Origin of the sequence: Streptomyces sp. NBC_01498 (assembly GCF_036327775.1) — a bacterium.
In the GTDB taxonomy this organism is placed as follows: Bacteria; Actinomycetota; Actinomycetes; order Streptomycetales; family Streptomycetaceae; genus Streptomyces.
This window is the reverse complement of the sequence record NZ_CP109598.1, coordinates 5,448,352-5,461,165: the sequence shown is the minus strand read 5'-3', so window position 1 is coordinate 5,461,165 and position 12,814 is coordinate 5,448,352. Positions and strand designations below refer to the sequence as shown.

General features: G+C 68.0%; 10 protein-coding genes. 3 read left to right on the top strand and 7 right to left on the bottom strand.

Annotated elements, in window-relative coordinates; all coding sequences use genetic code 11:
* Positions 1-3 precede the first annotated feature (3 nt).
* On the top strand, positions 4-702 hold the full coding sequence (locus tag OG875_RS23305; RefSeq protein ID WP_330176169.1) for a DUF4191 domain-containing protein: 699 nt from the start codon (positions 4-6) through the stop codon (positions 700-702).
* Between the two features lie 137 nt (positions 703-839).
* Here OG875_RS23305 and OG875_RS23300 read toward each other — a convergent pair whose 3' ends face one another.
* A complete protein-coding gene (locus tag OG875_RS23300) occupies positions 840-1,304 on the bottom strand; it encodes an RDD family protein (protein WP_330176168.1) in 465 nt (154 codons plus the stop codon).
* Positions 1,305-1,598: 294 nt separating this feature from the next.
* Between OG875_RS23300 and glnA the strand changes: the two genes are divergently transcribed.
* The gene (gene glnA / locus OG875_RS23295) at positions 1,599-3,008 is read left to right on the top strand and encodes a type I glutamate--ammonia ligase (protein WP_330176167.1); all 1,410 of its coding nucleotides are present in this window, start codon (positions 1,599-1,601) and stop codon (positions 3,006-3,008) included.
* A gap of 517 nt (positions 3,009-3,525) precedes the next feature.
* On the opposite strand, the gene OG875_RS23290 is transcribed toward glnA, so the two are convergent.
* The 5 genes from OG875_RS23290 to OG875_RS23270 all read right to left on the bottom strand — a co-directional run bounded on the left by OG875_RS23290 (position 3,526) and on the right by OG875_RS23270 (position 7,847).
* A complete protein-coding gene (locus OG875_RS23290) occupies positions 3,526-4,134 on the bottom strand; it encodes a hypothetical protein (RefSeq protein ID WP_330176166.1) in 609 nt (202 codons plus the stop codon).
* Positions 4,131-4,733, bottom strand: a complete 603-nt coding sequence (locus OG875_RS23285) for a 3'-5' exonuclease (RefSeq protein ID WP_330176165.1) — start codon at positions 4,731-4,733, stop codon at positions 4,131-4,133. Before OG875_RS23285 ends, OG875_RS23290 begins: the two co-directional genes overlap by 4 nt.
* Complete coding sequence (locus OG875_RS23280; protein WP_330176164.1) at positions 4,730-5,224, bottom strand: hypothetical protein; 495 nt, start codon at positions 5,222-5,224, stop codon at positions 4,730-4,732. The genes OG875_RS23285 and OG875_RS23280 overlap by 4 nt, the downstream gene beginning before the upstream one ends.
* A 241-nt stretch (positions 5,225-5,465) precedes the next feature.
* Positions 5,466-6,167, bottom strand: a complete 702-nt coding sequence (locus OG875_RS23275; RefSeq protein ID WP_330176163.1) for a DJ-1/PfpI family protein — start codon at positions 6,165-6,167, stop codon at positions 5,466-5,468.
* 171 nt (positions 6,168-6,338) lie between these two features.
* Positions 6,339-7,847: a DUF4246 domain-containing protein gene (locus OG875_RS23270; protein WP_330176162.1), complete on the bottom strand. Its 1,509-nt coding sequence runs from the start codon at positions 7,845-7,847 to the stop codon at positions 6,339-6,341.
* Positions 7,848-8,612: 765 nt separating this feature from the next.
* Here OG875_RS23270 and OG875_RS23265 point away from each other — a divergent pair.
* Positions 8,613-10,676 (top strand): glycosyl hydrolase family 28-related protein, encoded by a 2,064-nt coding sequence (locus OG875_RS23265; protein ID WP_330176161.1) that lies wholly within the window; start codon positions 8,613-8,615, stop codon positions 10,674-10,676.
* Between the two features lie 131 nt (positions 10,677-10,807).
* Here OG875_RS23265 and htpG read toward each other — a convergent pair whose 3' ends face one another.
* A complete protein-coding gene (gene htpG / locus OG875_RS23260; protein ID WP_330176160.1) occupies positions 10,808-12,730 on the bottom strand; it encodes a molecular chaperone HtpG in 1,923 nt (640 codons plus the stop codon).
* Between the last annotated feature and the right edge of the window lie 84 nt (positions 12,731-12,814).

Below are 12,814 nucleotides of genomic sequence, written 5' to 3'. Positions count from 1 at the left end.
TTCATGGCGAGGAAGGAAAACGCAGACACTGCGGCGGAAACTGGGCGACTGAAACAGATCGCTCTTACCTACAAGATGACCCGACGGGTCGACAAGCGGGTCGGTCTCGTCCTCGCGGGCGTGGGAATCGTCACCTTCGGTGTCCTCCTCGCGATCGGCTTTCTGGTCGGTCACCCCGTCTACCTGGGCATCCTTGGCTTCATTCTGGCCTTCCTCGCGATGGCGATCGTCTTCGGCCGCCGTGCCGAGGCCGCTGCCTTCGGGCAGATGGAGGGCCAGCCGGGAGCTGCGGCGGCCGTGCTGGAGAACGTGGGCCGGGGCTGGTCCACCACTCCCGCGGTGGCGATGAACCGCAGCCAGGACGTGATCCACCGCGCGGTCGGCAAGGCCGGCATCGTCCTGGTGGCCGAGGGCAACCCGAACCGGCTGAAGGGGCTGCTGGCGGCCGAGAAGAAGAAGATGGCCCGCATCGTCATCGACGCACCGGTGCACGACATCATCGTCGGCGACGGCGAGGGCCAGGTGCCGCTCAAGAAGGTCCGTACGACGATGCTCAAGCTGCCCCGGGTGCTGTCCGGCCCGCAGGTGACGGCCGCCAACGACCGGCTCCGGGCGATGGGCGACCTGATGAGCAACATGCCGCTGCCGAAGGGCCCGATGCCGAAGGGCATGCGGATGCCGCGCGGCGGAAAGATGCGCTGACCGGTCTTCACCGGACACCAGGAGGGCGGCGGGAACCGAGTTCCCGCCGCCCGCTTTGCTTCCTCTCCGTCTTTCCCCGCTGTCGTCGCCGGATCCCTCGTCGCTGTCGTCGCCGGATCCCTCGTCGCGCCGGATCCCTAGATCCGGACCTGTACGGCGCGGGCGAGCCGGTCGTGCAGCCCGCGCCCGTCGCGGTCCCAGATGAGCGCCGGTACGGCGAGGCAGAGCAGCACGGCGCGGACCACTGCCCACCCGAGGCCGAGCCGGTCACGGCCCTCGGAGATGACGCGCAGCCCGAAGACCCGCTTGCCGGGCGTGGAGCCGATCGTCCCGACGGTGACGACGTGCAGGAGCAGCAGCACACCGAGCGCCCAGTTGGCCGCGGTCTGCGGGTCACGTGCGAACAGTCCGTACGCGATCAGCAGGCACAGCGCCCAGTCGAGGAAGAGCGCGCCGAAACGCCGACCGAAGGAGGCGACGGAACCGGGCCCTTCCTTAGGCAGCCCGAGCCGCTCGCCCCGGTACCCGAAGTCCGCGCCCATCTCCTCGGCCGTCGCGCGCGGTCCGGAGAGCCACGATCCGATTGCTTGCCTGTTGTCCACCCGACCACGGTACTGCGCGGGGGTGCGTACACCCGCTCCCGGGGGGTACGGATCACCACGGACCCGACAACGCACCGGCCCACGCGCCTGCTGCCGTCCGAGCGGTTTCCGGCCGCCGTGGCCGATCCGTGGAACGGCGCACATCCAGGCCGGTTAACTTCAGCGAAACAAATGGGTCATGCTTGAGAAATCACGCATACCTATGGTCGGGTCCTGCGTGTGCCACCGCACTGGCCGCACGACCAGTAGCGACAAACCCCCGCCCCTCCCCGGGACGGGAGGAGGAGGAGCTGGATGTTCCAGAACGCCGACGAGGCCAAGAAGTTCATCGCCGACGAGGACGTGAAATTCGTCGACGTCCGGTTCTGCGACCTGCCGGGCGTGATGCAGCACTTCACGATCCCGGCCAAGGCGTTCGACCCGGCGGACGAGCTGGCTTTCGACGGCTCGTCGATCCGCGGTTTCCAGGCGATCCACGAGTCGGACATGGCGCTTCGCGCGGACCTGTCGACGGCCCGGGTCGACCCCTTCCGCCGCGACAAGACGGTGAACATCAACTTCTTCATCCACGACCCGATCACGGGTGAGCAGTACAGCCGCGACCCGCGCAACATCGCCAAGAAGGCGGAGGCGTATCTCGCCTCCACCGGCATCGCGGACACCGCGTACTTCGGCCCCGAGGCCGAGTTCTACGTGTTCGACAACGTGCGCTTCAACACGACGTCGAACGAGAGCTTCTACCACATCGACTCCGAGGCCGGCGCCTGGAACACGGGCTCGACCGAGGACAACCGCGGCTACAAGGTCCGCTACAAGGGCGGCTACTTCCCCGCCCCGCCGGTCGACCACTTCGCCGACCTGCGCGCCGAGATCTCCCTGGAGCTGGACCGCGTCGGCATCGAGGTCGAGCGCCAGCACCACGAGGTGGGCACCGCCGGCCAGGCCGAGATCAACTACAAGTTCAACACGCTGCTCGCCGCGGCCGACGACCTGATGCTCTTCAAGTACATCGTGAAGAACGTCGCCTGGCGCAACAACAAGTCCGCGACCTTCATGCCCAAGCCGATCTTCGGCGACAACGGCTCCGGCATGCACGTCCACCAGTCCCTGTGGGCCGGCGGCGACCCGCTCTTCTACGACGAGCAGGGTTACGCGGGCCTCTCGGACACCGCCCGCTACTACATCGGCGGCATCCTGCGCCACGCGCCGTCGCTGCTGGCGTTCACCAACCCGACGGTCAACTCGTACCACCGCCTGGTCCCCGGCTTCGAGGCCCCGGTCAACCTGGTCTACTCCCAGCGCAACCGCTCGGCCGCGATGCGCATCCCGATCACGGGCTCCAACCCGAAGGCCAAGCGCGTCGAATTCCGCGCCCCGGACCCGTCGTCCAACCCGTACCTCGCCTTCTCGGCCCTGCTCCTCGCGGGCCTCGACGGCATCAAGAACAAGATCGAGCCGGCGGAGCCGATCGACAAGGACCTCTACGAACTGGCCCCCGAGGAGCACGCGGGCGTGGCCCAGGTCCCGACCTCCCTCCCTGCGGTCCTCGACGCCCTGGAGGCGGACAACGAGTACCTCCAGGCGGGCGGCGTCTTCACGCCGGACCTGATCGAGACCTGGATCGACTACAAGCGCACCAACGAAATCGCCCCGATCCAACTCCGCCCGCACCCGCACGAGTTCGAGCTGTACTACGACATCTAAACCGCAAGGTCGGGCCACTTGGGCGGAAGGCTCATAAACAGGCACTGACCGGCGAGAACACTTCTCACCAGTTCTCACAGTGACCGCTCGCTTTCCACCCCTTGTGCACCGAGTGTGCGCCGCAGGATCGATGTGCTGACGTGACGTCAGAACACTACGAGGGCCGCTACCCCATTGCCGGGGTGGCGGCCCTCGTCGGCTTGTTCGGTCGCTGTGTGCGGCGGCAGGTATCCGAGAGCCGCCCTTCAGCCGCAACTGCAACCACGCAAGTGGCCGCTCTCAGTCGCGGCGCTCGGCTTCGCGTCGTCGCCTCCTCCTGAGCATGCGACGGCCCGCAGGTACACGGGGTGGCCGTGCGGAACCCACCCGTTGGGAGTCGGCCGGACCATGCCGACTTTCGTCGCAATGGTCGCCGGAGTCGCCCCAGGTGCCGAGGTCCGGTCAGGCGCGTGGTGTCGAGATCGAGGCGGGAGACGGTTTTCCCGGCGATGTCATGGCGCCGCTGGCGGCGTGCTGCTCATGGCGCGGCCTGGTTGAGGCAGAGTTGAAGCGCCAGTTCGACGGCATGCGCCTGGCTGTCGGGGTCGCTGGTGACGCGCTGGTGCGGGATCTCGTCTTCGGCGAGGAACGCGTGCGTGTGGTGATCGACCAGGGCTCGGTAGCGGGCGTCGTAGTCGTGCTTGCTCTCGACCGGTAGGGCCTCGTCGAGGACCGTGGCCAGGAGCAGGTGGTACTTCTGCGCCTGCGTGGAAGTAAGGAGCCGGAGCCGTTCGCACTCCAGCGGGTCGGGGGTTTCCTGTCGCCATGCTTGGGCGGCGTGGAAGTGGGCGAGGGCGTCCCAGACCGCGCGGTCGGCGAGGATGACCTGGATCGGTTCGGGACCGGGGTGGGCGGTTGCGGCGATTTCGTCGGCGATGCCTTGGGTGATGATCCACTCGGTGGAGGCGGCGGTGTGGTGCTGCATCTTGGGCAGGCCGGTGAGTGCGGCGCGTTTTCCGAGTCGGCCGGTGCGGGTTACGGGGATTCCGTGGGCTCGTAATTCCATTTCGATGCGTTTGAGGAGTGTGGTCTTGCCGGTGGAGTGGGTGCCCATGACGCCGATGCGGACGGGCTGAGGGGTGGTCACCACAGGGTGGGGTCCTTGTCTGGTTCGGGGGCTCCGGGCAGGCCGGGCGGCACGGCCGCGGCGACGAGCTGGTCCCAGGTGTCGTACCGGTCGGCCATGAGGATCAGGAGCTGGGCGGTGGCGTAGGCGTCGAAGGTGGCGCGGTGGCGATGTGCGGGGGCCCGGGTCAGGTCCGGGCGGAGGTGTTCGATCAGGGCGTCGAGGGTGTATTTGGGCAGGCCGGGGTGGGTGGTTTTGGCGAGGCGGAGGGTGTCGATGACTCCGGCCGGCTGCCACGTCGGGAGGTGTGCGGAGAGCACTCGGTGGTCGACGTGTGCGTTGTGGGCGCAGATCCATGAGGTGCCGAGGAGTGTGTGGACCTGGTCGGCGATCTCCTCCCAGCCGGGTTCGTTTTCCAGCCGGTCGTTCGTCAGGCCGTGGACGCGGGCGGCGAACGGGGTCACTGGATGCCGGGGCTTGGTCAGCCACGCACCCGCCGTGCCAGTGTCCGGGTGTCCCTCGCGTACGGGGAGGGCGGCGACCTCGACGAGGTCGGGCGGGTTGGCGCCGTTGCCTTCGACGTCGACCACGAGCAGCGGGGGCCAGGAGGAGAAGTTCATGCGGGGGTGGGTCCGTTCTCCGCCGTCCAGCCGATGGGGGCCCGGCCGTGTTGGCGGTGGTGGTGGGGTCTGGTGCGGTCGTGGCACTGGTAGCCGAAGCCGTGCTGGAGGAAGTAGCGCGGCGGCTCGTCCAGTCCCTCCACGACGATGGCACGGTCGTTGACCTCCACCACACCGGTCGCACCGAGTGCTCGGGCTTCGCGCGTGACGGCTGCCGGATCAGGCTTGACCCACGCGGCCCGGCACCGGGCGATCTGGTCCTCGGGGCAGATGTCGCACAGTTCCCGGATGCCGAAGTGGCCGTTGTAGTCGGCCTCTCCGTGCGCGTACGCGACCCCGCAGCTCGTCTTGCGGAACAACGCCCCCCACGTGCCGTCCTGTTGGAAGGCGTCGAGGATCCGCTGCTCGGCGACCTCCGGCATGATCTTCCGTCGTGCTGTCTCGTCGTAGGCGCCAATAAAACGTCGGGTCAGCTCCTGTGCTCCCCGCACCTGCGAGGTTGGTCCCCTGACCCCGCACCCGATCCGCCTGTACGACGCGTACTCCCCGCGCCGGCGGGGTTTCTGGTCCCCCGGACCTGCCCGTCGACGTCGTACGGCCGGATCGCGCGGCACGTCGGGTGTGATCGGCAGGACGTCCGAGGCTCCGTGAGGGCCGCGACTCAGGCACCAGAAGCGCGGCCCCTCCGGATGTGTGGCCACAGAACGCCAAGTGCCGTCTCCGGGCCGTCGTTCAGGGCCGTCGCCAGACCGTGCCGCGTCGCTCGTACTCCAGGACCGTCTCCACCCGCTGGGCGAGTTCCGCGCCGACGAACCGCTCCACCAGCCACAGTGCGACGTCCAGGCCGGAGGTGATGCCGCCGCCGGTGATCAGGTCGCCGTCATCGACCACGCGGGCGCTGATCACCGTCGCGCCTTGAGCTGCCAGATCCGCCTTCGCGCCCGCGTGGGTCGTCACATTGCGCCCCTTGGTCAGCCCCGCCGCGGACAGCACCATCACGCCCGTACAGATACCGACCGGCAGGGTCTCGGACGCGGCCAGCCGGCGGAGAAGACCCCGGTCGGCGATGAGCTTGTTCACGCCCGGTCCGTCCTTGGCCGTGTAGCCGCCGCCCGGCACCACCAGTACGTCCGCCGCCCGAGGCGACCAGCCGTTGTCGACCCGCACCTTCGTCCCGTAGGTGCAGGTGATCGTGGCCGGCCGGTCGGTGGTCACCATGGCTGTCGTCAACGCGCCGGCACTCATCCGCCCCGCGAGTCCGAGTACCTCCACCGGGGCGATGAAGTCCTGCTCCTCCACACCGTCGAACATCAGTATCCCCACACGCAGGGGATTCGCCGCCGATATCGCCGACGCGCCCTCGTCGAGTGCTCCGACACCGGCTGCCGCGCCGACGGACAGAGCCGAAGCGCGCAAGAACGTACGTCGTTCCATGACCGACCTCCCTGGATTTGTCGTCCCCTCAGACGTCGGCCGGTGTCCGCATTCAGTTCCCGGGCTCCCCGAATCTGGAGTCCGGCTGCGGCTCCGGTCGTTCAACTCCTCCGACGGGTTCCCGGCGAGGGTGGTGTTCTTGAATCTTCCGAGGAAATCCGGAGGGCCGGATCAGTGCTCGCAGAGGGAGAATTCGCGCTCGTAGAGCTGCTCGTTGTGTTCGTCGATGAAGAACTTGCGTTCCCGCATCAGTTGTTCGCGGTAGTTATTGGCTTGTTCCAGCGTCATGGTCGAGTCGTCGGACCATGGTTGTTGGGGTGGCACGTCGGAGGTCGAGACGATCGTTTCCGACGGGTCGACCAGGAAGAAGGCGAGGATTTTTCGGTGTCCCGGCCGGGCGGGGTCCGTGAGGCGGAATGAGCCGACGCGGTGTTGCAGCATGTTCGGGAATGCCAGGCAGCGGCCCGCCGGGGTCGATGCCGATCCCAGCGGCTGGTTCAGCGCGTCTTCGTCCTCCAGGCCGTAGACCTCGCGGAGGCCGTTGTCGTCGTTCTGTTCGTAGTCGGGGTCGTCGAGTGCCGCGCGGAAACTCAGGCGGCTTTCGGTGATGTTCTCGCTGTCCCAGTAGTAAATCGCGGTCGAGACGATCCGTTCGTTCAGCATGCCCTCGACATGCCAGGAACCGCCTGGGTACTCGGGCTTGTCCGGGGTGAGATGAATGGTGGCGAGCTTGGCGATGACCTGGAGACGCCGGCCGCGCAGGTCGACCCGGGTGGATTCGTCGGGCAACTGGGGTGGGGCGAAAGCCGGGGCGTCGGGGACGACCGGGCGGCGGTTCTCCCACCAGTCGTCCTGGGCCGCTTCCCACGCGTGGAGGGCTTCATCGTAGGCCGCGTCATCGCTGAAGGAGGATTTGTCCGGAGGCTCCGGCTCCGAGTCGTACCACCCGAAGGGATTGACCTTGATACGCGGGGGCCGCGGATGGCGCAGATCGGTGAGCACGTTCTCCAGCAGGGGACGCAGGCGGGCGAACAGGTCCGGCAGGACGGAGGCCAGTTGGCGATGATTCTCGGGGTGGACGTTGTTGACGTACGAGCGGAAAGTGACATCGCCGTCGTCACTGACGTCGACATCCGTGGGCAGCCACTGGAACCTTTCCGAGAATTCGTACTTCGAGTACCGGTTCGTCGGATTCTTCCAGGCCCGCTCGGGAGCCCCGCTCACTTCTCTCACCAGGCAGAACAGCGAGGGGTGTACCAGATCCAGTACCTGGCCGTCGGATCCGGGATGCCAGTCCTTTTCCGCTTCGGGGACCTGCTCCAGGACCCGGACCGCCTCACGCAGGCGGGATCGGAGTTCGTCGTCGATCAGTGCGTCCGACTGCCACACTCCGTCGACGGCGGAAACCTCGACGCCGGTTCGTCCGTCCCGCAGCGCGGCGTAATGCGGGAGTTCGGCGAGTACGTAACGAACCTGCGCCTCCGTGAGGCCCTGGGCGACCGCTTCCCGGGTCCACCTGGCGACAATTCCGGCATCGTTCATCTTGTCGAACCACCCCGGCTTCGCCCGGATGTGTGAGCTGCACTGCATCATCTGAATTTCCCGCAGCGTCCGGGGAGTCGCGAACGATATGGAACGGGAAGCATGAAAGGGCAGCGGGAAAGCGGACAGGCCGGTCAATTCGCTTGGTCCTCCGAGTCGCTGTGCAATGGCGGGAAGGATACTTCAGCGGACTGACAGTCCCGCCGTGGTCCGTGATGCCGCAAGCGCGACGAGGGCCCCGGCCCCCGCGGCGACACCGAGGCCCGGCCCGTCTCGTGGTGTCGGCGCCTGGCGAAGCCCGGTCCCACTGGCCCAGGAGCAGTCCCTCGGCGTACGGACTCCACTCGGTGAGACCACCTTGTCGCTGCCGATCGCGACCGGTACGAGCCGGTGGTCGCACTCGCCACCACCGGGCACGACGCCCGAGGCGACCAAGCGCTTGTACAGCTCCGGTTCATCGATCCGGTGCCCGTGGCCCGCGGCCCTGACGAGAGCGTTTCTGGAGCGGGTCCTCGCCCGCGTGGCGGGCGCCGCTGAGCAGCGCGGAGGTTCTCAGCAGTGCGGTCGACCTGTTGCGCGCGAATTCCATGAACCTTCCAGGCGCGTGGCATCCCTCGTCACCTACTTCTCCCGGCGGGACGGCGCTGCCCCGCCTACCCGTGTCGCCCTGCATACCCGCGCTGACGCGCGGGAGGAGCCTCGCTGTGCCGGACCCCGGAACTCGTAAAGGATCTTGATGTTGACGCAAGAAATTGACGCACCAACGCACTTGAGGTGCAGACTCACGAAAGCTCGTCGCAGGCATCTTGTGGAAGGGACCGCCCGGCGCCTAGTGTCCACCACACCCCCCACGGCTTCCGCGCCCGGTGTTCGTGTGTCCTCCTTGAGAGAATCGAGCCTTAGATGTCGTGGAGATTCACCCGTGGGCGCCGCGGTGGTGCCCGTCAGCGGGGGGCCGTTGCCGGGGTGTTGGTCGTTGCGCTCGGGGTCGGGCTGCTGAGCGGGAGTGGTACCGCCGTTGCCTCGCCGTCGGACGGCAGGGCCCCCGTGAAGGGGCCCGTCGTCACCCGGGCCGGGGTGGATCCCGCGCTCGTTGCCGGGCGTGGGGCGCGGGTGGGGTTCGTGGAGCAGGAGGCGGAGGGCGCGGTCACCGACGGGGTGGTCATCGGGCCCGGACGGGCCGCGTACACGCTGCCGTCGGAGGCCTCCGGGCGCAGCGCCGTGAAGCTGACGCCCGAGCAGTACGTCGAGTTCACGCTGCCCAGGGCCGCCAACGCGATCACCGTGCGCTACAGCATTCCCGACGCGCCCGGTGGCGGGGGGATCACCGCGCCGCTCGATGTCACCGTCAACGGCAAGGACCGCCGGACCATGACGCTGACCTCGCAGTACGCGTGGCTGTACAACCAGTATCCGTTCTCCAACGACCCAGGCGCCGATCTGCTGCATCCCGACTGGTGGATCACCGAGTGCGCGTGTGTGCCCGCCGCCACCACGCCGGCGCCGGTCATCGCCAAGCCGTTCCGGCCGAGTCATTTCTACGACGAGCAGCGGCTGAGGCTCGGCAGGACGTACCGGGCCGGTGACACCGTACGGCTGACGGTCCCAGCCGGCAGCCGGGCCGACTGGACCGTGGTGGACCTGCTCGACTCGGAGGTGGTCGGGGCGCCGCACGTGCGGATCGTCGCCGCCAACGTGCTGCTGTTCGGTGCCGATCCGACCGGGCGGCGGGACTCGGCCGACGCGTTCGACCGGGCGATCGCGTACGCGAAGCGCAAGAAGCTCACCGTCTATCTGCCGCCCGGCACCTACCAGGTGAACCGTCACATCCTGGTGGACGACGTCACCATCGAGGGCGCGGGCAACTGGCACACCGTCGTCAAGGGCCGCCAGGTCACCCTCGACGAGCCCGCGCCGGACGGCTCCGTCCACACGGGGGTCGGCTTCTACGGCAAGGACGCGGCGGACGGCGGCAGCCGGAACGTCCATCTGTCCGGCTTCGCCATCGAGGGCGACGTACGTGAACGGATCGACACCGACCAGGTCAACGGCGTCGGCGGGGCGATGAGCCACTCCACGATCACGGGGCTGCACATCCGGCACACCAAGGTCGGGCTGTGGTTCGACGGGCCGATGTCCAACGTGCGGATCTCCGGGAACATCGTGGTCGACCAGATCGCCGACGCCCTCAACTTCCATACGGGCGTGACGGATTCGGTCGTGTCGGACACCTTCGTCCGCAACACCGGGGACGACGGCCTCGCGATGTGGTCGGAGAAGACCGCCAACGCGCGGAACACGTTCACGCGCAACACGGTGCAGTCCCCCGTCCTCGCCAACGGCATCGCGATCTACGGCGGTACGGACACCACCGTCTCGGGCAATCTCGTCGCCGACCCCGTCCGGGAGGGCAGCGCGCTGCACGCCGGGTCCCGGTTCGGCGCGGAGCCGTTCACCGGGGCGCTGCGCTTCACCGGCAACACCACGCTCCGCGCCGGGACGTACGAGCTGAACTGGAACATCGGGCTCGGAGCCATCTGGCTCTACGCGCTCGACAAGGACATCGACGCCGACGTCCGGGTCACCGGCGACCACTACCTGGACAGCACGTACAACGCGATCATGCTGGTCAGCGACTACGCGGTGAAGGACCTGTACGCGATCGACGGGGTGCGCTTCAAGGACGTACGGATCGACGGGACGGGTACGTCGGCGGTCAGTGCCCGGGTGAAGGGGTCGGCGTCGTTCGAGAACGTGGACGCGCGCAACGTCGGCGCGGTCGGCGTCAACAACTGCGGTTCCTTCAACTTCACCCCGGCCGGTTCGGAGTTCGCGCTCACCGACCTCGGTGGCAACGACGGGGGCCGGGGCACCGAGTCGTGGCTCGCGCCGTGGCTGCTGCCGAACACCATCACCTGCGACGACCGTCCTCCGGTGGTGGCCCCGCCGGCGCCCGCTCCCTGGTGATCGACCGGTCGGCGCGGGAGGGGAGTTGAGACCGGGTCCCGCACTCGGGGCGACCCTCGGCGTCGTACGTCCCCGTGGCCCGGAGCGCACAGCGCGCTCCGGGCCACGGGGCGCTCAGCGCCCGGCGTGATTCACAGGGTGCGCTCCAGGCGGTCGGCCATCAGCCTGACGAAGCGTGCCGGGTCGGCCAGTTCGCCGCCCTCCGCCAACAGGGCGAGGTTGTGCAGGAGTTCGGCCGTCTCCTGGAGGCCGGTGGCCTCGGCGTCCGCGGCGTACGCCCGGTTCATGCCGCTCACCAGCGGGTGTCCCGCGTTGAGTTCGAGGATGCGCCGTACGCGCGGCACCTCCTGGCCCATGGCCCGGTACATGTTCTCCAGCGCGGGCGTCACGTCGTGGGCGTCCGAGACGACACAGGCGGGGGACACGGTCAGACGCGAGGAGAGCCGGACTTCCTTGATGGTCTCGCTCAGCCGGTCCGTCATCCAGGCCAGCAGCCCCGCGTACTCCTCCTGTTCCTGTTCCCGCTTGCTCTCCCGCTCCTCCTTCTCCTCCTTCGTACCGAGGTCGACCTCGCCCTTGGCGATGGAGAGCAGCTTCTTGCCCTCGAACTCGGGCACCGCCTCGACCCACACCTCGTCCACGGGGTCGGTGAGCAGCAGGACCTCGATCCCCTGGGCGGTGAACGCCTCCATGTGCGGGGAGTTCTCGATCGACTGGCGGGAGTCGCCGGTGAGGAAGTAGATGTGGTCCTGTCCCTCCTTCATCCGCTCCGCGTACTGCCGCAGGGTCGTCGGCGCGTCCTTGTCGTGGGTGGTGGCGAAGGAGGACGCCGCGAGGATGGCGTCGCGGTTCTCGTAGTCGCTGAGCAGTCCTTCCTTGAGGACGCGGCCGAACTCCCGCCAGAACGTGGCGTACCGCTCCGGCTGGGCGGTCATCATGTCCTTCACCGTCGCCAGCACCTTCTTGACCAGGCGGCGGTGCATCAGCTGGATCTGCCGGTCCTGCTGGAGAATCTCGCGGGACACGTTCAGCGACAGGTCCTGGGCGTCCACGACGCCCTTGACGAAGCGCAGGTACGGCGGGAGCAGCGCCTCGCAGTCGTCCATGACGAAGACGCGCTTGACGTAGAGCTGCACGCCGCGCTGGTAGCCCTGCTGGAAGAGGTCGGCGGGCGCGTGGGACGGGATGAACAGCAGCGCCTGGTACTCGAAGGTGCCTTCCGCGTGGAGCCGTACGGTCTCCAGGGGGTCGTTCCAGTCGTGGCTGATGTGCTTGTACAGCTCGTGGTACTCGGCGTCGGTGACCTCGTCGCGCGAGCGGGCCCACAGGGCCTTCATCGAGTTCAGGGTCTCGGGCTCGCGCGGGGCCTCGTCGTCGCCGTCCGGGTCGCCGACCGGGGCCGGCATGACCATGCGGATCGGCCAGGTGATGAAGTCCGAGTAGCGCTTGACGAGTTCGCGGATCTTCCACGGCGAGGTGTAGTCGTGGAGCTGGTCCTCGGTGTCCTCGGGCTTGAGGTGGAGGACGACGGAGGTGCCCTGCGGGGCCTCGTCGACGGTCTCGATCGTGTAGGTGCCCTCGCCCGTCGAGGTCCAGCGGGTGCCCCGGCTCTCGCCCGCGCGCCGGGTCAGGAGCGTGACCTCGTCGGCGACCATGAAGCTGGAGTAGAACCCGACACCGAACTGTCCGATCAGCTTCTCGCTGTCGGCGGAGTCGCCGGCTTCCTGAAGTTCCCGCAGGAACTTGGCCGTTCCCGAGTTGGCGATCGTTCCGATGAGCCGCACGACCTCGTCGTGGGACATGCCGATGCCGTTGTCCCGGACGGTCAGTGTGCGGGCGTCCGGGTCGGTCTCGATGGCGATGTGCGGGTCGGACAGGTCCGCGCCGGACACCTCGTCGCGCAGCGCTTCCAGCCGTAGCTTGTCGAGAGCGTCGGACGCGTTGGAGACCAGCTCACGCAGAAACACGTCCTTGTTCGAGTAGACCGAATGAATCACCATCCGCAGAAGCTGGCGGGCTTCCACCTGGAACTCGAACGTCTCAGTCGTCGGCATATTCCGTATTTCCCTCTCGGGCCAATCAGGTGACGAATACTGGCGTTCGACACTGTAGAGGAATCGGTCGCGACGCCCTTCCGG

Coding starts and splice junctions, on each gene's coding strand:
- OG875_RS23265 (WP_330176161.1), top strand. CDS start 8,613: ATGTCGTGGAGATTCACCCGTGGGCGCCGCGGTGGTGCCCGTCAGCGG.
- glnA (WP_330176167.1), top strand. CDS start 1,599: ATGTTCCAGAACGCCGACGAGGCCAAGAAGTTCATCGCCGACGAGGAC.
- htpG (WP_330176160.1), bottom strand. CDS start 12,730: ATGCCGACGACTGAGACGTTCGAGTTCCAGGTGGAAGCCCGCCAGCTT.
- OG875_RS23285 (WP_330176165.1), bottom strand. CDS start 4,733: ATGAACTTCTCCTCCTGGCCCCCGCTGCTCGTGGTCGACGTCGAAGGC.
- OG875_RS23305 (WP_330176169.1), top strand. CDS start 4: ATGGCGAGGAAGGAAAACGCAGACACTGCGGCGGAAACTGGGCGACTG.
- OG875_RS23275 (WP_330176163.1), bottom strand. CDS start 6,167: ATGGAACGACGTACGTTCTTGCGCGCTTCGGCTCTGTCCGTCGGCGCG.